The 21,594-nt window shown below is 42.8% G+C and carries 25 protein-coding genes and 2 pseudogenes; 18 read left to right on the top strand and 9 right to left on the bottom strand.

Features of this window, described 5'->3' with window-relative positions; genetic code table 11:
* Nucleotides 1–86 precede the first annotated feature (86 nt).
* The 12 genes and pseudogenes from OCV99_RS17500 to OCV99_RS17445 form a co-directional block, all read left to right on the top strand.
* Nucleotides 87–353: pseudogene (locus OCV99_RS17500) on the top strand (VirB4-like conjugal transfer ATPase, CD1110 family); the annotation flags it as partial.
* A complete protein-coding gene (locus tag OCV99_RS17495; protein WP_003864573.1) occupies nucleotides 337–795 on the top strand; it encodes a hypothetical protein in 459 nt (152 codons plus the stop codon). The pseudogene OCV99_RS17500 and the gene OCV99_RS17495, both read left to right, overlap by 17 nt.
* A gap of 51 nt (nucleotides 796–846) precedes the next feature.
* On the top strand, nucleotides 847–3,090 hold the full coding sequence (locus tag OCV99_RS17490) for a C40 family peptidase (RefSeq protein WP_101884927.1): 2,244 nt from the start codon (nucleotides 847–849) through the stop codon (nucleotides 3,088–3,090).
* 26 nt (nucleotides 3,091–3,116) lie between these two features.
* Nucleotides 3,117–3,425 carry a DUF4315 family protein gene (locus OCV99_RS17485; protein ID WP_005334805.1) on the top strand — a complete coding sequence of 103 codons (309 nt, stop codon included), beginning with the start codon at nucleotides 3,117–3,119 and terminating at the stop codon, nucleotides 3,423–3,425.
* Entirely contained in the window at nucleotides 3,400–4,134 is a 735-nt protein-coding gene (locus tag OCV99_RS17480; protein ID WP_101884928.1) for a CD1107 family mobile element protein, read from the top strand. The genes OCV99_RS17485 and OCV99_RS17480 overlap by 26 nt, the downstream gene beginning before the upstream one ends.
* A 72-nt stretch (nucleotides 4,135–4,206) precedes the next feature.
* Nucleotides 4,207–6,318 carry a DNA topoisomerase 3 gene (locus OCV99_RS17475; RefSeq protein WP_044932415.1) on the top strand — a complete coding sequence of 704 codons (2,112 nt, stop codon included), beginning with the start codon at nucleotides 4,207–4,209 and terminating at the stop codon, nucleotides 6,316–6,318.
* Between the two features lie 28 nt (nucleotides 6,319–6,346).
* A complete protein-coding gene (locus OCV99_RS17470) occupies nucleotides 6,347–7,396 on the top strand; it encodes a DUF5688 family protein (RefSeq protein ID WP_158372271.1) in 1,050 nt (349 codons plus the stop codon).
* Between the two features lie 82 nt (nucleotides 7,397–7,478).
* Nucleotides 7,479–9,500, top strand: a complete 2,022-nt coding sequence (locus OCV99_RS17465) for a YodL domain-containing protein (protein WP_055284538.1) — start codon at nucleotides 7,479–7,481, stop codon at nucleotides 9,498–9,500.
* Nucleotides 9,497–9,757 carry a transposon-transfer assisting family protein gene (locus tag OCV99_RS17460; protein WP_015535388.1) on the top strand — a complete coding sequence of 87 codons (261 nt, stop codon included), beginning with the start codon at nucleotides 9,497–9,499 and terminating at the stop codon, nucleotides 9,755–9,757. Before OCV99_RS17465 ends, OCV99_RS17460 begins: the two co-directional genes overlap by 4 nt.
* A complete protein-coding gene (locus tag OCV99_RS17455) occupies nucleotides 9,747–10,631 on the top strand; it encodes a DUF4316 domain-containing protein (RefSeq protein ID WP_015535389.1) in 885 nt (294 codons plus the stop codon). Before OCV99_RS17460 ends, OCV99_RS17455 begins: the two co-directional genes overlap by 11 nt.
* Before the next feature lie 3 nt (nucleotides 10,632–10,634).
* Nucleotides 10,635–10,925, top strand: coding sequence for a hypothetical protein (locus OCV99_RS17450; protein WP_015535390.1), 291 nt, complete (start codon nucleotides 10,635–10,637; stop codon nucleotides 10,923–10,925).
* A gap of 259 nt (nucleotides 10,926–11,184) precedes the next feature.
* Nucleotides 11,185–11,382: a hypothetical protein gene (locus OCV99_RS17445; RefSeq protein WP_015535391.1), complete on the top strand. Its 198-nt coding sequence runs from the start codon at nucleotides 11,185–11,187 to the stop codon at nucleotides 11,380–11,382.
* A 222-nt stretch (nucleotides 11,383–11,604) separates the two neighbouring features.
* Here OCV99_RS17445 and OCV99_RS17440 read toward each other — a convergent pair whose 3' ends face one another.
* Nucleotides 11,605–11,961: a helix-turn-helix transcriptional regulator gene (locus tag OCV99_RS17440; protein WP_002584957.1), complete on the bottom strand. Its 357-nt coding sequence runs from the start codon at nucleotides 11,959–11,961 to the stop codon at nucleotides 11,605–11,607.
* 398 nt (nucleotides 11,962–12,359) lie between these two features.
* Here OCV99_RS17440 and OCV99_RS17435 point away from each other — a divergent pair, with 398 nt between their 5' ends.
* The 6 genes from OCV99_RS17435 (at nucleotide 12,360) to OCV99_RS17410 (ending at nucleotide 17,065) form a co-directional block, all read left to right on the top strand.
* Nucleotides 12,360–12,545, top strand: coding sequence for a cysteine-rich KTR domain-containing protein (locus OCV99_RS17435; RefSeq protein WP_003431289.1), 186 nt, complete (start codon nucleotides 12,360–12,362; stop codon nucleotides 12,543–12,545).
* A gap of 16 nt (nucleotides 12,546–12,561) precedes the next feature.
* Nucleotides 12,562–13,545, top strand: a complete 984-nt coding sequence (rlmN, locus tag OCV99_RS17430; protein WP_002584956.1) for a 23S rRNA (adenine(2503)-C(2))-methyltransferase RlmN — start codon at nucleotides 12,562–12,564, stop codon at nucleotides 13,543–13,545.
* A 473-nt stretch (nucleotides 13,546–14,018) separates the two neighbouring features.
* Nucleotides 14,019–14,456: a sigma-70 family RNA polymerase sigma factor gene (locus OCV99_RS17425; protein ID WP_002604474.1), complete on the top strand. Its 438-nt coding sequence runs from the start codon at nucleotides 14,019–14,021 to the stop codon at nucleotides 14,454–14,456.
* Nucleotides 14,440–14,682, top strand: a complete 243-nt coding sequence (locus tag OCV99_RS17420; protein ID WP_002604473.1) for a helix-turn-helix domain-containing protein — start codon at nucleotides 14,440–14,442, stop codon at nucleotides 14,680–14,682. The genes OCV99_RS17425 and OCV99_RS17420 overlap by 17 nt, the downstream gene beginning before the upstream one ends.
* A 458-nt stretch (nucleotides 14,683–15,140) precedes the next feature.
* Nucleotides 15,141–15,314: a transposon-encoded TnpW family protein gene (locus tag OCV99_RS17415; protein ID WP_002604472.1), complete on the top strand. Its 174-nt coding sequence runs from the start codon at nucleotides 15,141–15,143 to the stop codon at nucleotides 15,312–15,314.
* A gap of 77 nt (nucleotides 15,315–15,391) precedes the next feature.
* On the top strand, nucleotides 15,392–17,065 hold the full coding sequence (locus OCV99_RS17410; RefSeq protein WP_033126092.1) for a recombinase family protein: 1,674 nt from the start codon (nucleotides 15,392–15,394) through the stop codon (nucleotides 17,063–17,065).
* Here the strand turns inward: OCV99_RS17410 and OCV99_RS17405 are convergent.
* The 8 genes and pseudogenes from OCV99_RS17405 to tet(O) form a co-directional block, all read right to left on the bottom strand.
* Nucleotides 17,058–17,222, bottom strand: a complete 165-nt coding sequence (locus OCV99_RS17405; RefSeq protein WP_262576010.1) for a recombinase family protein — start codon at nucleotides 17,220–17,222, stop codon at nucleotides 17,058–17,060. The two genes, OCV99_RS17410 and OCV99_RS17405, sit on opposite strands and share 8 nt — an antisense overlap.
* A 138-nt stretch (nucleotides 17,223–17,360) precedes the next feature.
* Entirely contained in the window at nucleotides 17,361–17,651 is a 291-nt protein-coding gene (locus OCV99_RS17400) for a hypothetical protein (RefSeq protein WP_033126094.1), read from the bottom strand.
* A complete protein-coding gene (locus tag OCV99_RS17395) occupies nucleotides 17,648–19,003 on the bottom strand; it encodes a relaxase/mobilization nuclease domain-containing protein (protein ID WP_033126095.1) in 1,356 nt (451 codons plus the stop codon). The genes OCV99_RS17400 and OCV99_RS17395 overlap by 4 nt, the downstream gene beginning before the upstream one ends.
* 1 nt (nucleotide 19,004) lies before the next feature.
* Nucleotides 19,005–19,349, bottom strand: coding sequence for a plasmid mobilization protein (locus OCV99_RS17390; RefSeq protein WP_033126096.1), 345 nt, complete (start codon nucleotides 19,347–19,349; stop codon nucleotides 19,005–19,007).
* 592 nt (nucleotides 19,350–19,941) lie between these two features.
* A complete protein-coding gene (locus OCV99_RS17385) occupies nucleotides 19,942–20,367 on the bottom strand; it encodes a sigma-70 RNA polymerase sigma factor region 4 domain-containing protein (RefSeq protein WP_033126097.1) in 426 nt (141 codons plus the stop codon).
* A gap of 15 nt (nucleotides 20,368–20,382) precedes the next feature.
* Nucleotides 20,383–20,694 (bottom strand): hypothetical protein, encoded by a 312-nt coding sequence (locus OCV99_RS17380; protein ID WP_015535393.1) that lies wholly within the window; start codon nucleotides 20,692–20,694, stop codon nucleotides 20,383–20,385.
* Between the two features lie 165 nt (nucleotides 20,695–20,859).
* Nucleotides 20,860–21,030: a cysteine-rich KTR domain-containing protein gene (locus OCV99_RS17375; RefSeq protein WP_226896997.1), complete on the bottom strand. Its 171-nt coding sequence runs from the start codon at nucleotides 21,028–21,030 to the stop codon at nucleotides 20,860–20,862.
* A gap of 54 nt (nucleotides 21,031–21,084) precedes the next feature.
* A pseudogene (gene tet(O) / locus OCV99_RS17370) lies at nucleotides 21,085–21,594 on the bottom strand (tetracycline resistance ribosomal protection protein Tet(O)); the annotation flags it as partial.

Raw genomic sequence — 21,594 nt, 5'->3', positions numbered from 1 at the left:
AACGCCGTGTGCGGTGAAAGTCGCATGCACGGTGTGGAGTGGGGGAAAAGCCCGAGATGATATCAGAGGCTTACCTATCACTATAGAACAGTGATTTTATCCTGATGCTGAACCAGGCTGCAGGTGACAGACAGATCCTTGCAAAACAGCTGAATATTTCCCCATATCAGTTGTCTTATGTGACGAATTCCGGGGAAGGAGAAGGACTTCTTTTCTATGGAACAACAATTATTCCATTTAAGGACAAGTTCGATAAGAACTTGAAGCTGTACAGTTTGATGACTACAAAACCGGAAGAAGTTGAAAAACGAGAGAAAGAAATGGAGGCGGAAAAGCATGAAGGAAATCGATAAGATTCGAATCAGGCAGTGGAACCAGGATAATCCTTACATTCAGATGAAAAATCTGGAAAATGCACAGCCTGGATACCGTGTTCATACAGTCAATGATGATCATCATCTGTATGAACTTCCGCTGGAAACACAGAACATTATCCTTGACTGGGTATTCTGGAATTTTTATCCGGCACAGAAAATCTATCCGCATCTTACCAGTGATGATCTGAAAGAAGTTTTGTATAAACGTACCCAGATCCATCTGCACAACAATCAGTTCAAGGAGGCTATGCTGATTAATGGTTTCTGGCCGAGAGATCCGAGTGAATTGAACTGGGTATTTCATATCCAGGCGAGCTCTCCAGCAATCAGGACACAGGCAGATGGTTATCCTGGTATCCCGATTATAGGACGCCAGGAACTGAATGAGTACAGAAAGAAAAGTTGTGCCAGGAGGTGATGACCTATAGCTGGAAAAGAATTTAAAGGCAAAGATAAAAAGGTCGCAAAGATGACCAGGGATGGTTTGACAGAAGAAAATCTTCGTGATGGTAGTGTAAAAGATATCAGTCACAGGAGTCGAGGACGACCGGAAAATAAGGAAGAATTTGTTCCTGAACGGGAACGGAAAAAGGCTGAGAATGAAGATTCAAAATCAGGAAAAGGAAAACGACTGCAGATGGAGAAAATCCGTAAATCTTCTGCCAGGCAGGAAGCTGTTGAGGATACAGTTGAAGTTACACCGGAAGAAAAAGTATCCGGATATCGAAAGAAACTGCATCGTTATGAAAAAATCCCGGATGATGATAATAATCTGAACAGCCAAAAGAAATCCATTCGGAAGAAACAGTTGCAAAAACAGATGACCAAAGAACAAGCAAAAGCCGGAAGATTATCTTTTGATGATGAAGGAAATCAGATGGTGAAAGGTGCTGGCATGAAACCGGGAGGGACAGCCGGGAAATACATTGCTACACAAGCTGTTATATCTGGCATAAAAGCAGTCTCTCCCGAAGAGGAAGAAACAGATGAAAATGCAGGTGTGGAAAGTGCCAGACTTGTAGAGCGTGAAACAGAAGATGCGTTACGTGGTCTGCGTCATGCTCAGATCCGAAGCAAACGAACGGATGTGAAAACCCATCGCAGAGGTTATCGTGAGGCTACCGTAGAAAAGAAACTGAAATTTGGTTCTGCAGAAAGTATGGAAGGAGTCAAGAATGCAGAAACGGTAAAGAAAGCCGAACAAAAGAGACATTTCTATAACCGCTTCTTCCAGAAAAAACGATATAAGGATGCTTACCGAGCAGCCAGAGCCGGAAAATCCGCTGACAGTCTGGGTGGAGCAACAACCATTGCCGGTGTTGAGAACATGACGGTAAAAGCAAAGATCGCCTTGAAAGAGATCATAAAGCGTAATCGTGCCATGTTCGCAGGCATCGGTATTTTTGCGCTTCTTTTTCTAGTCATTTCAGTATCTCTGGGGAGCTGCAGTGCTTCTATCGAGGGAGCTGGATCTGTGATCGGTATTACAACGTATCCAAGTTCAGACGAGGATATCTATGCTGCCGAAAACAGATATGCTGCTTTGGAAAGTGCCTTGAACCAGCAGATTAATGAGATGGAACGAAGACATCCGAATTATGACGAGTATCAGTACAACATTGCTGAGATTGGTCATAATCCATACCATCTTATCTCGTATCTTACTGCAAAATATGGGGACTGGACGTACTCAGATGTTGAAAATGAACTGCAAGCTCTTTTTGAAGCACAATATCATCTGAATACGGAAGGTCGAACAGAAACGGTGACAGAAACCAGAAATGTTCGAGTCGGAGAATCATTGGGACAGGTAGTGACCAGTGGATATTGTAACTGTCGAATCTGCTGTGGTGTATGGTCAGGCGGACCAACTGCCAGTGGTGCATATCCAACTGCAAACCATACCATTGCCGTAGATGCTTCCAATCCGTTTGTGCCGATTGGCACTAAGGTAGTAATGAATGGTGTGGAATACACAGTTGAGGATACCGGAGCCTTTGCAAGATATGGTGTGCAGTTTGACGTTTACTATGATAACCATGCTGCAGCCTCTGCTCATGGACACCAGACCTGGGAAGCCTATATCGCAGATGACAATGGCAGTCAGGAAGTAACGGTTACCAGTACAAGCACTAAGAAGATTCTATATGTGACACTGACAAATGGAAGCTTTGATGCTGTGGCAAGAGCCAATCTGAATGCAGAGCAGCTGATTATTTACAATGCATTAAATACGACCTATGGAAACAGAAATTATCTGTGGGATGTAAACAATGTGACCAGTGGATCAGGCGGTAATGGAATGAGTTATGAGATTCCACCGGAAGCACTGCAGGATGAAGAATTTGCCCGGATGATCCGAGAAGCAGAAAAATATCTGGGAGTACCTTATGTATGGGGTGGCTACTCTCCATCTGGATTTGACTGCTCAGGTTTCGTATCCTATGTCCTTAACCATTGTGGTAATGGATGGAACTATGGACGATTGACCGCAGAAGGATTAAGAGGCGTATGTACTTATGTATCACCGGGAGAAGCAAAACCAGGAGATCTGATTTTCTTCCAGGGAACGTATAACACATCCGGTGCAAGCCATGTGGGTATCTATGTCGGTAACAATATGATGATCCATTGCGGGGATCCGATCCATTACTCAAATATCAGCACATCCTACTGGCAGCAACATTTCATGTGCTTTGGAAGACTGCCATAAAGGGGTGAACGAAGGGAGGTGAAAGTTTGAATAAAAAGATTAAAAAATATCTGGATGAGATTGCCAAGACAGAGAAAAAGATCGCGGATCTGCAGCAATATCTTAGGGGTGTCCAGGCTGCATTAAAGCAGGAAGAGGACAATGAGATGATCAGGTGCATCCGTGGTATGAAGATGGATAATGATCAGTTATATGATCTTTTGGATGGTATCCAGAGTGGAAAAGTTAAATTTCAGGTAAGCAGGGAGTCTGACGATGAAGGTTCAGGCTCCTTTGTATTCACAGAAGAAAATAAGGAGGAATATCAGAATGGTGAAATGGAAGAAAATGAATAAGAAAATGGCAGGACTGCTGTTGGGAGTCATGATGCTTTTTACAGCATCAACCACAGCATTTGCCTATGTGGATGAATCAGCAGAGGCATCCAAAGTAGAGACAACTCAGACGGAACAGTCAACAGACAAAGAAGAGAAAAAGGACGAGGCGACAAACACAAACGAGGTGCTGCCAGAAGATGGAACAGACCAGGGAACTGCATTTACGACACCTGGCAATGGTGAAGTCAAGGATGACATTACCGATGATTCCACAAAGGAATTTCTTACGGTTACAACGAAGAATAACAACACTTTCTATATCGTGATCGACCGCAGTGCCACATCCCAGAATGTCTATATGTTATCTCAGATTGATGAGAATGATCTGTCCGAGTTTCTGGATAAAGACAGTACAGCTGCTGTTGTAACACCACAGCCGGATACATCGAAGGTTGTGCTGGATGAGACAAATAATGAGGATGTAGACAAGGAAGCTACTGTTGATCCTGAGAAAACATCATCTGCAAAAACCAATATGGGTGCAATGGCAACAATCCTGATTTTGGCTCTCGGCGGCGTGGCAGCTTACTACTACTTCAAGATCTATAAACCTAAAAAAGAGGAAGATGAGGATGATCAGCCGGAAGGTTTGGAAACAGGTGGACTGGAAGAAGTTCCGGATGAGGAAGAGTCTGAAGACGAAGATTTTGAAGAAAATGAAAAATAAATAAACTTTTTTAGCGGAGGGGGCTGTAAAACATGCTCTCTCCGTTTCGTTATATGAAGGAGGTAATACATCTTGTATTTAGTAATTGCAGAAAAACCAAGTGTATCAAGAGCAATCGCAGAAGTGATTGGAGCACAGGAACGAGAAGACGGATATTTACAAGGAACCGACTGTATGGTCAGCTGGTGCTTCGGACATCTGGCCGAATATGTTTCACCGGATGCTTACGATGAGAAATTTAACCAGTGGAGATATGAAGATCTCCCGATCATCCCGAAAGACTGGAAAGTTACAGTCTCAGAAGATAAGAAAGATCAGTTCTATATCTTAAAAAGACTGCTCAACAGTCCGGAAATTGAATACGTCGTAAATGCCTGTGATGCCGGACGTGAAGGAGAATTAATCTTCAAACATGTCTATGACTTATCCGGAAGTAAAAAGCCGGTGAAACGATTATGGATCAGTTCTCTGGAAGATTCAGCAATCCTTGATGGAATGCAGCATCTGAGATCCGCAGAGGAATACCGACATCTGGCCGAAGCTGCTGTATGCCGTTCTCAGGCTGACTGGCTGGTAGGAATGAATGCAACCAGAGCTTACACCACAAAGTACTTCAAAAAGCTGACCGTTGGAAGGGTTCAGACACCGACACTTGCCATGTTGGTGGAACGTGCCGGACAGATCAGCAATTTCCAGAAAGAAAAGTATTTCAATGTGGAACTCGATTGTGATGGAATTCCGGCTGTAAAGCCAAAAATCTTTGATCCGGATGAGGCGGAACAGTTAAGAAGCAGATGCCAAGGAAGTGAAGCTATTGTCACAGCAGTAAAAGAAACGGAAAAGAAAGTAAAAGCACCAAAGCTTTATGATCTGACCACACTGCAGAGAGAAGCAAACCGTATCTACGGAATGACAGCCAAACAGACACTGGATACCGCTCAGAACCTGTATGAAAAGAAACTGATCACTTATCCAAGAACGGACAGCCAGTATCTGACCGAAGATATGGAGCAGACCGCAAGAAATGTGGTTCGTCAGATTTATGAGAAATATCAACTGACAGGTCCTTTTGATCAGCCGGAACAGCCGGATGTGAAGAAAGTCATGAATAACAGCAAAGTGACAGATCACCATGCAATCATCCCAACGATGGAGCTTTCATCCTGCCATCTGGATGAATTGAAATCTTGGGAAGAAAAGATTCTTTTCCTGATTGCAGTTCACACGGTCATGGCAATGAGTAAGGAGCACGTTTACCAGGAAACAGAGATTGAAGTGGAATGCCAGGGAGAAATCTTCAAAGCAAAAGGAAAAACTGTGTTGCAGGATGGATGGAAACTCTTTGAAAACTGCTTCAAGAATAAGGACCGCATGGCAATCGTAGATCCGGATCAGGAAATGAAAGAGAAGATCCCGAAAGTAACCCAGGGACAGACTTTCTATGCTGTAGCTGCAGAAAAGACAGAACATTTCACATCACCGCCAAAACCATACAGTGAAGATACGCTCCTTGCGGCAATGGAAACTGCTGGAAATAAGGAATTCGATGAAGATACAGAAAAGAAAGGATTAGGAACTCCGGCAACAAGAGCCGGTATCATCGAAAAACTGATCTATTCCCAGTATGCCACCCGAAAAGGAAAACAGATTCTTCCAACAGAGGATGGAAAAGTCCTTGTGGAGATCCTGCCGGACTTCCTGAAATCTGCAAGTATGACTGCAGAATGGGAAAACCAGCTGCTCTTGATGGAGCATGGAGAGATTGCACCGGAACAGTTTATGACCGGGATCAAAAACATGCTGACCATGATGCTGAATGGATGCGATGCGATTTCCGAAGAAGAAACAAGAAGATTTCAGACCAGAGAAAGCATTGGAACATGTCCGGTATGTGGAAGCCTGGTATATGAAAGCAAACCCAACTTCTATTGCAGCAACCATGATTGTCACTTTGCGCTCTGGAAAGATAACCGCTATCTGCAGAGCATGGAAAAAACCATGGATAAAAAGATGGCTGCAGAACTTCTGAAAAACGGAAGTGTGCATGTGAAAGACCTGTATTCCAGAAAGAAAAATATGTACTTTGAGGCAGATCTCCATATGGATACAGATGAAACCGGAAAGGTGAATTTTTCTTTATCCTTTCCCAAAAAGAAATCAAAAAACAAAAGCAAAAAGAAATAAAAAAACAGATTAGAGGAGGAAACGAAGAATGAATTTTAACGAATTTGTAAGTGAAGTAAAGGATAATATCAAACTCTTTTTACCAGAGGAGTATGAGAATGTAGAAGTATCAACGATGGAGTGTCAGCAACTGAACCGTGCCTATACGGGATTGATGGTGAGAAAAGAAGGTGAGATGCTTACCCCGACGATCAATCTTAATCAGTTGTATGAAGCATATAAAGCACAGCCTGGCGTAACAATGGAAACTGTATGCAGAAAGATTGCAGATATAGTTATTGAGGCACCGATACAGGTTGATCTGAAAGCTATTTTTAATTATGAAGATGTGAAGGACAAGCTGTTTATCCGTGTATCATCAGCCGAAGCAAATAAGGAAGTCCTCGAAAATGCTCCACACCAGCTGAAAGAAGACCTCGCAATTACCTATCATGTGGCAGTAGACAAGGATGAGAATGGATTAAGTTCCATGTTTATCAAGAATGATCTGCTTGAACAGTATGGAATCTCAGCAGAACAGCTTCATGAAGATGCTATGAAAAGTTCACCACGAGTTATGGTCCCGGAGGTATCAAGTATAGGTGCATTGATAGATGAAATGTATCAGAAAAATATTCTCATGCTGACACCGGATGAACGTGAAATGCTGCTAGAAACATTGCAGGAATCAAGTGAGATGCCGACATTCTTTGTTGTTACAAATACAGAAAGAGTTGATGGTGCCGGTGTGATCTTTTATCCGGAATTCATGGATAACATGGGGGAACTTCTGGGAAATGATTTCTTTATTTTGCCATCATCCATTCATGAAATGCTGATTTTACCGGATGACGGGCAAGTGGATGCTGAAATGTTAAGAGATATGGTAAAAGAAGTCAATGCGACTCAGGTAGCACCAGCAGAACGCCTTACCAATGATGTATATCACTTTGACACAAAGGATCACGTCTTTGAAAAAGCCGACAGATTTACAGAACGTCAGAAAGAAAAAGAAGCGCAGGCTGCAAAAACAGAGAAAGCAGGAAAAGAACAGCCGGATCAGAAACCGAAAACAAAGAAGCACGATATGGAACTTTAATAAAAAATAATCATCTCGTCAACTAATAAAAAGCCCTGCGGCATAAACACAATGTCGTGGGGCGTTTTTGGAAAGGAGTATTATGACAGAACAAAACAAAACTACTACTATTCCACTGCCGGTTCCGGGAAAAGATATGGACAGCATTATGCAGTCACTGGAATCCGGTGTGGAAGAACTATTTACAAGTAACCGCTATCAGGAATTTCTTAAAACCATGGCAAAGTTTCACAATTATTCTTTTAATAATACAATGCTGATCGCTATGCAGCGACCGGATGCCACACTTGTTACCAGCTACAAAAACTGGCAGTCCATGGGTAGACAGGTCATGAAAGGTGAAAAAGGAATTACAATCATTGCCCCGGCACCATATAAGAAAATGAAGGAAAAAGAGGTTCTGGATGAAAATCAGCGACCGATCATGGGAAGCGATGGAAAACCTAAGACTGAACAGGTGGAAGTTACAGTTCCGCATTTTAAAGCAGTTACGGTATTTGATATTGCTCAGACATCCGGAGAACCGATCCAGACACTGGCACCAGAATTACTGACTGCAGCTGTACAGGATTTTGATTCTTTCATGCAGGCTATTCAGAAAATATCCCCAGTACCGATACGATTCGATGAGATCGATGACAATGCTAATGGATATTATCATAATGCAGATAAGGAAATTGTGATCAAAAAAGGACTCAGTGAAAGCCAGACCTTAAAGACTGCTATTCATGAAACAGTCCATGCAAAATTGCATGACAGGGAGATCATGGAAAGCCTTGGTGTAGAAAAAGACCGATTGACAAAAGAGGTTGAGGCTGAATCCGTTGCTTACTGTGTGTGTTCTTCCTTTGGTTTGGATACATCGGATTATAGTTTCCCTTACATTGCAGGTTGGAGCAGCAGCCGGGAAATGAAAGAAATGAAAGCATCTATGGATGTGATCCGCAAGACAGCCGGTGAAATGATCGATCAGCTTACAGAAGAGCTGGAAATCATTCTTGAAGAAAAACAGAAAACAGAATTACATGATAAATACGGCATTCTGGTAGATGCACTGGAAGCAGCCGGATACCGCTATGATTATCGGGAAAGCGAACCGGGACATATTGTACTGGCGCCGGATGGGACACATGAAATTGCCGGATACTTGCAGTTTGAATCATGGGGAGATATCAAAGACTGGCTGGAAGATACGATTGCAGAAGGAACGGATATTTCGGAAAGAGTTGATCGGGCTTTGTATCCATTTAAGTTTGATTATACCCTAGAGGAAGAAATGTTCAGAGGTAATGGTGACCGCTATGCGATTTACCACGTGGATGAAGACACACCTGGAAAACAACATTTATTTATGAATATGGCAATGGTCAAAGAAGATGGAATTACAATCGATGCAGCAAATTATAAATGTGTCTATTCTGGCAGATTACATGAAAATGAAAAGCTGGATGATTTGTATGCCGTATTCAACGATAATCCACCGGCAGATTATAAAGCACATTCTATGTCGGTTAGTGATGTTATCATTACAAACCGTGGTGGGGATATGCAGGCATATTACGTGGATCGATTTGGATTTGCAGAACTTCCAGACTTTGCAGTACAAAGAGAAAAAATACTCGATATTGTCCCGGAAATAGAAAATGTGGATTATGAAAATGATCTTACATGTATCAGCTTTTATGCGGCTGAATGTGCTGAATTTCCTGTGATGGGTGAAGTACATTATGACCTGACATTACCGGAAGCCTTGGAAGCTTATGAGAAAATCCCATCAGAACGTATGCATGGACTGAAATGTGTTGGCTTTGATCTGAAAGACGGAAGTGATTATGAAGGAATGCAGAGTCTGATGATCGAAGGAAAAATACAGAAAGAATTTTTGAATTCGATTCCTGGATTTAGAGAAAATTCTTATGTGCAAAATGCAATCAGTCGTGTGGAAAAGTACTTGGAAGAAAGACATCCAAATGTGGAAAATCCTCTGGAATCCAATAAGAAAGTGGATAACGAAAAAAATATAAGCAAAGAAAAAAACGAGAAGGAGCTGAATATACAGATGAAACCAATACCGAAAAAGAAAAGGGGGGAAATGAGCCTATGAGAAATGTAAACCTGGAAGAAAACGAACTGACTATTACTGCTATCTTCCAGCAGCACACAAAGGAAGAAACAATCCAAACACTGAAAGAAGCTTTGGAAGTTATGGAACAGGAAGAAAGTGATCCTGAGAATGATGAAATGATTGAGATCATCAATTCTACAGTTGGAAAATTACAGCAGATCGAAGACAAATACTACTATTCTCTGGATCTGAATTATTATCTGAATAACTTGGAGAACGATGCCTATGAAGCTTAATCAATTTGCAGTCTACCGAGTAGATCAGCAGACAGCAGGAAAAGCACTGTGGCATCTGCCATATCAAGAGGCAAGACAGCAGAATGTGTCGATTACTGTCGAAAATTACCGATTAGTCTCGATTCATGAAATGCAGGAAAATGAAAAAGTCGCTGACATCTGGAAACGAATGAAAAAGCAATGCGAAGTCAGTGACGTGCTCGTATTGAACAAGAACGGAGAAATCAGTTGCTACTATGTAGATGAAAACTATCCACAGTATCTGGCCGGATTCATTCGTATCAATACATCCGGTGCACTGATCACTATGGAAACTGAGAATTATCAGATCGATGGGAAAAAAGGAAACTGGATTGCCACAGACACCATCATTATTGATGGAAAACAGTTTTATTTGATGGAACATCAGGTATACCGAGATCAGGCCCAGGGTGTTATCCTGGATGCCTATGGAAAAATGGTTGTCGAAGAATGTAAGAAATTCGATGAAAAGACAAAACAAAAGATTCATGATTACATCCAACAGCAAGTACCGCTAAATCCGGTCGAACAGCTAAAACAAGATGGTAAAATCCGTCTGGAACATTACCAGAAATTCTACCAGAACGGCACTTATGAACGAAGCAGAGAATCTGGTACCGAAGCCAATTATGATATGGTGGACGGTCTGGTGAATAATCAGAAGAAGAATCAGGAAAAGACCTCTGATGCTAGCAGCAACAATCAGACCTCCCGAAATCAACAGGATGGAAAATCTAAGAAACGAAGATCCGTGATCAAACGTCTGCATCAGAAACAGATTGCCATTGCTCGCCGGTCCGGAAAACCGATACCCAAATACCTGGATCAGGAAATGGAAAGAAAGCGGGGGTAGAATATGCGAAGGTTAAAGTGTGAAAAAGAAACGATTATTCTGACCAATGAAGATGACGGATTCTATGATGTGTATACCTTCAATCAGAGCTTGCAGAAACGGTTACGGGCATTCGCTGAGAAGTATCCGGATGATTGCTGGTTGAAAGGATCTTCGGAGGATGGCAGTGAAACGTATATAATCAAAAAGGGCCGGTTGTCATTGAATTTAAGACCACCCTATTCTAAGGACAGAATTCATAAAGCAACAGAACGAATTATTGAAGAACAGAAGGAACAATCAAAGGATTCATAGAATGCGATTTAAGAGAAAAAAGCCTCATGACCATGAGGAAAAATGAAAGCAAAATATGTTAGCTGATAAAGTGTATAGGCTCAAAAGGGAAAGTTCCCTTTTGGGCCTTATTTTGTTTAAAATCATTTAGTAGTACAAAACCTGATTTTATCTTTTATATATTTGATAACAAGTAGTGAATAGTTGATTTAAGTAGTTTTCAGTGGTACAATTATTTGAGGAAAATTCATGTAATAGTATTAAATGCAGGGAGAAAAAAATGGCAAGACCAAAAAAGAATGGAACATACCTTAATGTATGTATTGAAACTCCTATTTATGAGCGATTAGAAAATTTTTGTAAAGATGCAGGACATACAAAAACGGTTGCTGTTGAAAGAGCATTAATTTCTTATTTCGATGAATATGAAGAAATGAAAAAGAAATTAAAAGAATTAGAATCTAATCAAGACAAATGAGAAATTCATGCAGGGGAGAATCAAGCAAATGATCAACGGCAAAGATCAAGAAATTATAACTATAAATAAAACAGGAAATTCAATATTAAATAACGCAAAATATTCTGCAGATAACACGGATGAATGGTATACTACATTTGTTGCGCGTTCCTTTGATTTTGGACGCAAAAAAAGATTGCAGCCGCCATGCGCTGCAATCTCCCGATTTCTCATATTGTGAGGTTAATCCTCTGCTTTTTCGACTTCCGTTATCTCCCTTGCTGTTGCGGTTACAATCCGTATGCCTTTATCGCTCATACCGTCCAGCAGCGCGTCAAGCTGCCGCCGCCCGGTGGATTTCTCCGCATTGCTGTTCGGGAAGAAAAATTGATCTACCGAAATATGATACCGGGTTACAAGGTCATAGAATACCTGTAAACTCGGCTGTTGTCCCTTGTTCTCGATATTCGCAAGGTAGCGCGGGGAAATATATAACTCGTCGCTTACCTTTTTGCGGCTCTCGCCGTATTCATTTCTCGCGGCTTTTATAGCTGCCCCGAAAGCCTTAAAGTCGTACAATGGTACGGGTCTTTTTGCCATTTTCATTCACCCTGTTACATTTTACAGTTCACCTTTCTTTTTGGATATGTCCACACAATTCATATCATTAGGTTAAATACTTCCTGTTGTGTATTGACAGTAGACTGATTTTCTGATAAAATAAAATTTATGTAAAAGGAGGCGGCGTTTATGTTGCATAGCATGCGTATTAGATAAGCATTGAAAAAAAGGATTTTCCCATTTTCAACATGGGCTTTTTTGTCATGCTTATTTTGCGGATGCTATACAAAAAACTAACGACGTATAGATATAGTATAGACATAGTGCAAGCTATGCCTTAGTTTTGTTGTACTGCTCTGTGCATTATAAATGCAGGTCAATGCTCATGTTGAGGATTGACCTGCATTTTTTTGTGTAAAAAGGACGAGTGAAATATAATGCTTAAAAAATATTGGATAAAATGTCCGATTTGTAACGGAAAGACGAGAGTTCAAGTATTTCATAATACTGTATTAAAAGATTTTCCTCTTTTCTGCCCTAAATGCAAATTGACGCATATCATTGATGTAGAAAAATTAGAGATTGTAATCAAAAATACAGAAAAACAAACTTTTATTATTTAGAAGAAAGGATATAAAAATGAAACGTTTACCTAAATATACGCCTGCGGAAGTACGGAATGATCCATACGGATTTACTTACAAAGAAATGTCGGAAGTTATTGGCGAGAATGAAGCAAAAGCCTTATATGAAGAATTATATAAGCAATTACCACGCAAAAAAAATCTATCAATGTTGGTAAAAAATATTTGCAAAAGCAGTGATACTGAAAAGTATGTTTACGAACTGAAAGACAACAAATACATTGAAACGGTTTTTATCAAGCGGCGAGATGGTGGAACTGTTTGCGTGAGCACACAAGTCGGTTGTCCTGTTGGTTGTATTTTTTGTGAGTCCGGGCGAAATGGCTTTGTTCGTAATCTAACATCGTCAGAAATCGTACAACAGATTATATTGTTGCGTCGAAAAGTAAACCGTATCGTTTTTATGGGTATGGGAGAGCCTTTATTCAATTATGACAACTTGATAAAAGCAATCCATATTCTCCGAGATAGATATGGGCTCAACTTTCCAACCGACGGCATTACCATATCAACAGTTGGTCCGGTCGATCAATTAAAAAAATTGCGCGAGGAACATCTTAAAATTCAGTTGACAATATCTTTACACGCAGCAACACAATCTGCAAGAAATCGTATTATTCCTCACATGCGCATATATGCTATTGAAGATGTTGTTAAGCAAGCCTTATCCTATTCTGAAAGGCATAATCGCAAAATTGTCTTTGCGTATTTGCTTTTACCGGGTATAAATGACCGGCCCTCAGATGTAAGACAACTTGCAAAATGGTTTCGGGGCAAAAAAGTTATGATTAACGTGTTACAATACAACCCAACAAGCAATTCAAGAATTAAAGCACCACAGAAACGGGAAATAGTTGCATTCAAACATCAATTAGAGCAAGCAGGACTTGAAGTTACTATGAGAGTTTCTCATGGCAGAGAGATTAACGCGGCTTGTGGACAGTTAGCTAACACATATAATAAATTCAAAAAAAAATGATTAAAAGTGCCAGACGCATAGACGCAGAGCCGATAACGCATTAGGTCAAAAAACCTATGTGTTATCGGCTTTTTTATTTAATATTGCGCAAAAGCCGCTGTTCCCTATTATAGAATGGATTGCGGGTAGTGTATTAAAGTCGCCCTTTTTTAAGGATACGGCGGTATCGGGGAGGTATCGCCGTGTCCATTTTTATTTACTGTAACCCGCCTAATGCTTTGCGGTCAAAAAAAGCTATGCTCCGCAAGCGGGATATTCCGGCTATGAATGTGAACTGTCAATACATTTAGCTACTGCTTACATTTCCTTTGCGCCCGTCCGCGTCTTGCGGACGGGCGCATTTTGCTTTTTTCAACTTTTTTCTGAAAAGCGCACTCAAGAGCCATCTCCCGAACGGGTACGGAGCGAAAGGGGCAGAGAGGACAAGCCCTTAACTCCCGTCCTCTACTCCACGCGGGAAGGAGGTGAACTCTATGGAGCTATCTTCTTCCGACAAGGAAAGAATACAACATCAGTACGACGCATTAGCAAAGAAAACTTTGGTCGGCGAAGCGAAAAGCCACCGCCGCACTCTTGCGAAACGCGCAGCACGCGAAGTTACTTTTTCGGATTTGAGCGAAAGCGAACTCGCGCAGCTTTTCACAACGGACGAATACGAAAGCGATTATTTCCGTTTTCAAGTGTCCGGCTTTGATGTACTCGTCAAAAATGAACTGCTTGCCGAAGCCCTTAACGCTTTGCCCGAAAGGAAACGCGACATTATCCTTTTGTCCTACTTCTTGGATATGAGCGACGCGGAAATTGGCGAACTGCTGAATGTTGTACGCACGACGGTTTTCCGGCACAGGAAATCCGCGCTTGCGAAAATCAAACAGTATTTGGAGGGAAAAGCAGATGATGAATACCGTTAGGAAGTCTGAAAATCTGTTGCCGTTCCCTGTCATTTCCGCAGCGGCAAACGGCGACACAACCGCCATGTGCGCGATCTTGAAGCACTACGAGGGTTACATAGCGAAACTTTGTACCCGCACGCTGAAAGACGACGCGGGCAATACCTATTCCTATGTGGACGAGGAAATGCGTAACAGGCTGCAAGTGCGCCTTATTACCCGCACCCTTGCTTTTCATGTAGGATAATCTTTTAGCCCATGCGGGGAGCGTGTCCCCTTTCCACGCTTCCCGTTATGGGCTATTTGTCGTTCCGCAAAAGCATATCCGCTGTTGATGTGCTTTTGCAGGCCGACAAAGCCTATTGTTCTTTGACAAAGAAAGCGGCCTTTGGTGCGCAGCATAACAGGCAAACGGGTACATTCCGTCTGTACCGAGCCAGTCGGCGGGTACGCCATGACAGCTTTTCCCCATAGGGGAAAAGCCGAGCGAGAACTACCGCGCCGTAAAACAGGTTTAGCAGCTTGTGGGCGACGACATACAAGGCGGCACAATGATACTCCCGCGTTGAACACCCTCAAAGTATTGCGCGGCGCACCCATAAGCATGGGCCGGGGTGAAACTCCCGTGAGGTTGCAGCTAACAACCGCCCGTTTTTGCCTTTTGACGAATATAGTTTATCCATACAGGAAAAGGAGGTTTTTCTAATGGATAAAAAACAGACAATTACAACCGAACGCAAAATAGGGAAAATCACCTATCTTGTTCAAGCGTTGCCGAGTGAAAAGGCAACCGATACAATCCATAAAAAGATTGAGAAACTCATTGTAAAGGATTTGCAGAAAAAGCCCGGAAATCCGGGATTTTTAGCGTCCGAGTAGTGCATTAGGCGGCGGGATATGGTATAATGATAGCAACACATTATACCTGTTTATTCGGCTGTCGGAAAGGAGGACTAATGTTACAGTCGAATAAAATCACCGCCCTTTACTGCCGTTTAAGTCAAGAGGATATGCAAGCCGGAGAAAGCGGAAGCATACAGCACCAAAAAATGATACTTCAACGCTATGCGGACGAACACCATTTTTTGAACACAAAGTTTTTTGTGGACGACGGATTTTCCGGCGTGAGTTTTGAGCGCGAGGGGCTGCAAGCGATGTTGCAGGAAGTGGAAGCCGGACGAGTGGCGACGGTCATTACCAAAGACCTTTCCCGTCTTGGCAGAAACTATCTGAAAACGGGCGAACTCATAGAGATTGTATTTCCCGAAAACGGAGTACGCTATATCGCGATCAACGACGGAGTTGACACAGCGCGGGAGGATAACGAGTTTACCCCCTTGCGGAACTGGTTTAACGAGTTTTACGCCCGCGACACAAGCAAGAAAATCCGCGCAGTTAAACAGGCACAGGCGCAAAAAGGCGAGCGCGTCAACGGGGAATATCCATACGGCTATATCCCAGACCCGAACAACCGCCACCACCTTATACCCGACCCGGAAACCGCGCCGATTGTCAAACAGGTTTTCGCTATGTTTGTTAGCGGCGTGCGTATGTGCGAAATCCAAAAATGGCTTGCGGAAAACAAAGTCTTGACGATTGGAGCGTTGCGCTATCAGCGTACAGGACAGGCGCGGTATCAGCGGGCAATGATCGCCCCCTATACTTGGCCGGACAAAACGCTCTATGACATATTAGCAAGGCAGGAATATTTAGGGCATACCATAACCGCGAAAACTCACAAGGTATCCTACAAGTCGAAAAAGGCCCGGAAGAACGAAGAAGAACAACGCTATTTCTTCCCAAACACCCATGAGCCGCTTGTTGACGAGGAAACCTTTGAACTTGCGCAAAAGCGGATTGCTACCCGCCACCGCCCGACAAAAGCAGCGGAGATTGATATTTTTTCCGGCTTGCTGTTTTGCGCTGGTTGCAGACATAAGATGTATTACCAACAGGGCGTAAATATCGAGCCGCGCAAGTTTTCCTATTCTTGCGGCGCATGGCGCAACAGGGCAAGGACAGGCAGCGAGTGTACCTCTCATTATATCCGCAAAAACGTACTTCTTGATTTAGTGCTGGAAGATATGCGGCGGGTTTTGCGGTATGTTAAGGAACACGAACAGGACTTTATCTGTAAAGCTACCGAGTACGGCGACATGGAAGCGAGAAAGGCATTAGCGCAGCAGCAAAAGGAACTTTTCAAAGCACAGGCGCGTATGACCGAACTTGACACGCTTTTCCGCAAGCTGTATGAGGACAACGCATTAGGCAGACTGACAGATGAACGGTTTGTGTTTCTAACTTCCGGCTATGAGGACGAAAAGAAATCCCTTGCCGCAAGGATAGACGAGTTACAACAGCAGATCGCAACCGTTACCGAGCGAAAAAGGGATATATCAAGGTTTATTCAGATTGTCGGGAAATACAGCGACATACAGGAATTGACCTATGAAAACGTCCATGAGTTTATCGACCGTATTTTGATACATGAATTAGACCGGGAAACCAACACCCGGAAAATCGAAATCCATTATAGCTTTGTCGGACAGGTTGATACCGAGCAGGAGCCGACGCAAGTTGTCAACCATGACCGCCGCAACATGGTAGATGTAAAAAGTATCGCTATCTAACCCCAGCAAAATTCGTACCCGTATAGCCATCGTCCACATAGTAGGTGGGATTTGGAAACCCGTGTTCCTTAGCGTACTTGAATAGATATTCTTTTTGATTTACGATACTGTTGCTCTCGCCTTCACGTCCATCGTCCTGACTCAGACGACAGTACAAGGCGGTGATTTCTTCCTGCTGTCTTTGCAATGCTTTCTCCTTTCCGACAGCAGACACGATAGTATGAAGTGTAGATACAGTATACCACGCCTGCGGTCAAACTTCAACGCTTTAAAGCGATAATCTTTCCGATATTTCTTAATCCTCATCATAACCCTCGGAATCAAAACTGTAATCTGCTGTGTCCCGCATGAATATCCTGCTGAGAAGCCCAAGCAAGTCCCTCCCGTCCTCTCGGAAATGTGCGGTCACTGTATATTCCGTGCCGCCGATTTTCTCGCAGAGCGTTGCCTGTTCAGGGATACGCATAAGGGGCATAATGTTTTCAGCAGGCGGCAGGGGCGGGTACACCCTATTCGGGTTTACCATTGAGATACCCTTATTTTCGTCTAAAATTTCCGTAAGTTCCTGTTCTGTCAGTCTGCTCATCGCAATGCGTCCTCCCTCTTGCGGTCTGTCCTGCCATTCTGGTTTGACCTTTGATTTTCAACCGTATCGTGGATTTGGTTCAAGCAGTCATCAATGTGGGCAGAGCGTTTTTCAATCCCGTCCGCATATTTCAGCCGCTTTCGCAGCTCCGTTATCCGTTCCGTCACCCCGTTTTTTTCTTCTCGGAGCGTTTCTTTCTCGGCGGGTGAAGCACGCCGTATCTTATTCTGCAAATGCCGCCGATAGTTGGTAAGCCTGTCCATTTCCGTCTGGTTCTTCTCCCTGTCGGCGTGCAAATCGGAGAGGGTGGAGATGTTATGCTCCGACATATAGCGTACCTGTGTGGTAATCTCATCCAGTTTCCGAAGCTCCTCTTTCATAAGCGGGCTTGTCGGCTTGTAGTCCGTGCCTTTGGGAAATATCCCCAACTGATAGCACCAATAGTAATACAACGCTAAGATTCCCCTTGTTTTCTGGTGCGGTTTCCAAGCCTTTTTATATTCTTCGGGCATATGGGGAGAGTAGGAAATCTTTGCTTTGTAGTTCCCATATCTTGCCCTTGTGCCTAAATGTGAACGGATAAAATCGGGCGTTAAGCGTTCATCAAGCGTATCTAATCTTGTGAAATGCTTATACTGCGGCAGCTTCATTTTCCAATGCCCGCCCGAAAAATCAACCTCGTAGCCTTTGTCGATTAGATACTTCATCATGTGCGGAATATCCCGACTGCCGCTGATTGCCTCCGCTAAATCTTCCAGATAGACGTTGTAGCGTGTCGGCTTGCCGCTCTTTTCATCCAGATACAGCGGTCTTGACGGTGCTTTCTTCGGGTTCTCAATCACCGATAATCCGTACTCTCTGCACAAGCGGTCTGACGTTTCCCTTAGCCGTTTCTGCTCCGATTTTGAGTAATTATATTTGCTCCCATCCAGATAGGAAACAGAGTTGAAGCAGAAGTGATTGTGGAGATGCCCCCTGTCAAGGTGGGTGACAACGATTATCTGGTACTTGTCGCCCCACATTTCCCTCGCAAGTTTTAAGCCGATTTCGTGGCATTGTTCGGGCGTTACTTCGTCTGGCTTGAAGCTCTGGTAGCCGTGCCAAGCGATATACCCGCCTGTCTTCTGGTACTGCTTTTTCGTTAGAATCATCTGCTGTAACGCTGTTTCTTTTAAACAGTTGATGGCGGAAACAAACTCTCCATTGTCCGTTTTCTGTGGATTCTTCACATAGGAGAACACGTCAAAGAAGTCCTGCATCTCCTTATTCGGCACGGTCTTTTCTGGGTTTTCCACATAAGAAATTAAGTCTTTCAACCGTCCTTCGATGTGCCAGAGGCTCGTTGCCGCCATATCAGACTGCCCCCTGTTCCGTCAATTTTTCCATGTCAAACTGCTGTGGGAGGGTATAATTCCGTTGCAGTTCCAAGATAAAATCCTCAATCTCCCTGCATATTTCATCAGCGGAAGGGGCGTAGGGGATACACTTTTTAAAGGCTACGTGTACTTCGTAAAGCGTGCCTAATAGTTCCCAAAATTCTTTCTCTGGCTGTGGCTGCGGTGCGTTTCCCCTGCATAACTGACGCATAAATTCTGCGGTGGACAGACCGCAGGCGGATGAATACTGCTTTAATTTTTCATGTTCTTCTTCGCTCAATCTAAAAGTAATGCATACTTTTTCTGATTTTTCTCTACTCATTTTTCTTAATCCTCCAGTTTTATTTTTCCTTTTATCGGGGTAGCTAGGGGTTGTCCCCTAAGTTAGTCCACACGCCTTTAGGGTGTGGATTGGATTGTGGCTGACACAATCCGATGCTCGCTATCTCTGTGGACAACTCCGCAGAGCATTTTTCTGTGTAACGGCTTTCTTAATGCCTGCCTTTACCCTCCGAAAAGGAAATCCTATGTCCTTTCCACCTCCGTTCTGGATTTTATTGCCTTTGACTTTTGGATAAATGAAAAAGCCGCCACACTGCATCACGAACGACAAGAGGATTCCCTCCCGCTCTGATTCGCAATGCTATGTAGCGGCTTTGAAATTCAAAACCCATGTCAGCCTTGCCGATTGGCTGACATTTCAATCTTATATCTATGTGCTTATTTAATTTTCAATCTTCCAATTTCCCCATTGGTATTTCAGAATACCATAGCGGCAATATGGCTGTCAAGATTTTGCACAAACTTTTTAGTATTCTCTATGGACAGGGATTTTATTCACTTATTCTAAAATTGGGTGGGAGAATTTTATCCCCCACCCAATAGCCCATAAGAAAGCATGCTGTATTAGATGACTATAAAATCTTCCGCAACTTTTTTCTAAGATGGTCTAACCGTGCATAGATAGCACCCGTCGTTAAATGCACAAGCGGGGCAATCTCTTTTGTGGAATACCCTTTCATTTTCAGCAGAACGATTTGCAGTGTACGCCTGTCCACCGTAAGTAATGCCTGATACAGATTTTCATCTTCGATTTCATCCAGTAAATCTTCAACGGTCTTTACTTCGGCTGACTGTTCCCTGTCTGCCATTCCCTCAAGGTATTCCCCGAAATCGCTTGTCCAATGGTAAAACCGCCTGTTGGAATTAAAGTCTGCCCTGTCGTCAATACGGATTTGTTCGATGGTAGCTTCATCAACTCCATGTTCCCGCAACACTTTTTCCTCGGCTTCTTTCCAGATACGCCACTTCCTGTCCTCACGTCCGTTGTTATATGCCATTCTTTTTTCCTCCAATCAATCTGAATCTTTGAAAACATAAAAATCCAGATTGAAAGGCGGCGAACGACACTTAACACCAATAATAGTCCTGCGGCACTTTCCAACCAAAAACGACAAAAGAAAAACCGCAAAGGCTTTGTGACCTTTACGGTTATGGGAAATACTAATTCTGTTGTATGGAGATTGTACTTCTACCTTCATGGTGGGAAGTACCGTTGCACTGGCAGGGATTTTTTTAACTGGCTTCCCGCCATTCCCTGATGTGCTATGTATAAATAAACTTTGCTTTATATAAGCAGATGGGCAACCGCCCGAAAAAAGGAACATAAAAACCCTCCAAATTTAAAAACAAATTCAGAGGGTAATTTAGGGTATAACAAAATAACCCACCCGAATATCGTTTTTTTTATTTGGTGAGTTTGTTCTTTCAAATACGAAACAAAAAGAGCCGATGATTCGTGAATTGTTCCACAATTTCATCGGCTCTGCGTCTTAAGCGTCTGGCTCTTTGATGACAGTTATCTTCAAGTTGTCAACTTTAATCAATCTTTCTTGTCTGCATTTTGGACAATAAAGGGGATAATTCTTCAAAACAGTGTCCTTCCTAATTTTATTACGGGTTTTGCTCCCACAAACAGGACATAATATCCATTCGCATTTCATCATAATTAGCTTCTAATCCTTTCAAATCTCATTTTATACGACTTATGCAAGCTGTTAGGCTAACTTGTGGAACATATGCCGAACCTTATCTATACGGCTATTCGGGCGGCGGGGTTGGCAAATAAGTTTACCAGTAGCTGGCTGGTATCCTTTTAACTCTGTCAAGCAGACTCCCTGCCCATTTGTGAAATAAGTTAAATCGTTCCTGTATTCTTGAATACATCTAGCAGGGATTTCTCCTTTCAGAATGACCTCGTCATTCTTTATCTGAGTACTTACAATATCTGCACAATACCTTGGAGCATCATGATACGCCCGTGAGAGATATTCCTGCGGTGCATAAATTTCAAAGTGGAGATATGGCTCTAATAGTTCTGTCCCTGCTTTTTTTAAAGCCTGCTCCAATACGATAGGGGAAAGCAGCCGAAAGTCTGCGGGGGTACTTACAGGACTATAATACAATCCATATTCAAAACAGATTTTACAGTCTGTCACTTTCCATCCATACAGCCCCTGCTCGCAGCCATAAAGAACCCCCTCCATAACCGCATTTTGGAACGATTG

This window comes from Dorea acetigenes, from assembly GCF_025567385.1.
In the GTDB taxonomy this organism is placed as follows: Bacteria; Bacillota; Clostridia; order Lachnospirales; family Lachnospiraceae; genus Claveliimonas; species Claveliimonas acetigenes.
The sequence above is the reverse complement of the archived record's forward strand: the minus strand, read 5'-3'. Positions and strand labels throughout refer to the sequence as shown.

What these genes read in the sequence shown, in the direction of transcription:
- OCV99_RS17495 (WP_003864573.1), top strand. Translation starts at nt 337, where the DNA reads ATGAAGGAAATCGATAAGATTCGAATCAGGCAGTGGAACCAGGATAAT.
- OCV99_RS17490 (WP_101884927.1), top strand. Translation starts at nt 847, where the DNA reads ATGACCAGGGATGGTTTGACAGAAGAAAATCTTCGTGATGGTAGTGTA.
- OCV99_RS17480 (WP_101884928.1), top strand. Translation starts at nt 3,400, where the DNA reads ATGGTGAAATGGAAGAAAATGAATAAGAAAATGGCAGGACTGCTGTTG.
- OCV99_RS17470 (WP_158372271.1), top strand. Translation starts at nt 6,347, where the DNA reads ATGAATTTTAACGAATTTGTAAGTGAAGTAAAGGATAATATCAAACTC.
- OCV99_RS17465 (WP_055284538.1), top strand. Translation starts at nt 7,479, where the DNA reads ATGACAGAACAAAACAAAACTACTACTATTCCACTGCCGGTTCCGGGA.
- OCV99_RS17460 (WP_015535388.1), top strand. Translation starts at nt 9,497, where the DNA reads ATGAGAAATGTAAACCTGGAAGAAAACGAACTGACTATTACTGCTATC.
- OCV99_RS17455 (WP_015535389.1), top strand. Translation starts at nt 9,747, where the DNA reads ATGAAGCTTAATCAATTTGCAGTCTACCGAGTAGATCAGCAGACAGCA.
- OCV99_RS17450 (WP_015535390.1), top strand. Translation starts at nt 10,635, where the DNA reads ATGCGAAGGTTAAAGTGTGAAAAAGAAACGATTATTCTGACCAATGAA.
- OCV99_RS17445 (WP_015535391.1), top strand. Translation starts at nt 11,185, where the DNA reads ATGGCAAGACCAAAAAAGAATGGAACATACCTTAATGTATGTATTGAA.
- OCV99_RS17440 (WP_002584957.1), bottom strand. Translation starts at nt 11,961, where the DNA reads ATGGCAAAAAGACCCGTACCATTGTACGACTTTAAGGCTTTCGGGGCA.
- OCV99_RS17435 (WP_003431289.1), top strand. Translation starts at nt 12,360, where the DNA reads ATGCTTAAAAAATATTGGATAAAATGTCCGATTTGTAACGGAAAGACG.
- rlmN (WP_002584956.1), top strand. Translation starts at nt 12,562, where the DNA reads ATGAAACGTTTACCTAAATATACGCCTGCGGAAGTACGGAATGATCCA.
- OCV99_RS17425 (WP_002604474.1), top strand. Translation starts at nt 14,019, where the DNA reads ATGGAGCTATCTTCTTCCGACAAGGAAAGAATACAACATCAGTACGAC.
- OCV99_RS17420 (WP_002604473.1), top strand. Translation starts at nt 14,440, where the DNA reads ATGATGAATACCGTTAGGAAGTCTGAAAATCTGTTGCCGTTCCCTGTC.
- OCV99_RS17415 (WP_002604472.1), top strand. Translation starts at nt 15,141, where the DNA reads ATGGATAAAAAACAGACAATTACAACCGAACGCAAAATAGGGAAAATC.
- OCV99_RS17410 (WP_033126092.1), top strand. Translation starts at nt 15,392, where the DNA reads ATGTTACAGTCGAATAAAATCACCGCCCTTTACTGCCGTTTAAGTCAA.
- OCV99_RS17400 (WP_033126094.1), bottom strand. Translation starts at nt 17,651, where the DNA reads ATGAGCAGACTGACAGAACAGGAACTTACGGAAATTTTAGACGAAAAT.
- OCV99_RS17395 (WP_033126095.1), bottom strand. Translation starts at nt 19,003, where the DNA reads ATGGCGGCAACGAGCCTCTGGCACATCGAAGGACGGTTGAAAGACTTA.
- OCV99_RS17390 (WP_033126096.1), bottom strand. Translation starts at nt 19,349, where the DNA reads ATGAGTAGAGAAAAATCAGAAAAAGTATGCATTACTTTTAGATTGAGC.
- OCV99_RS17385 (WP_033126097.1), bottom strand. Translation starts at nt 20,367, where the DNA reads ATGGCATATAACAACGGACGTGAGGACAGGAAGTGGCGTATCTGGAAA.
- OCV99_RS17380 (WP_015535393.1), bottom strand. Translation starts at nt 20,694, where the DNA reads ATGTTCCTTTTTTCGGGCGGTTGCCCATCTGCTTATATAAAGCAAAGT.
- OCV99_RS17375 (WP_226896997.1), bottom strand. Translation starts at nt 21,030, where the DNA reads ATGAAATGCGAATGGATATTATGTCCTGTTTGTGGGAGCAAAACCCGT.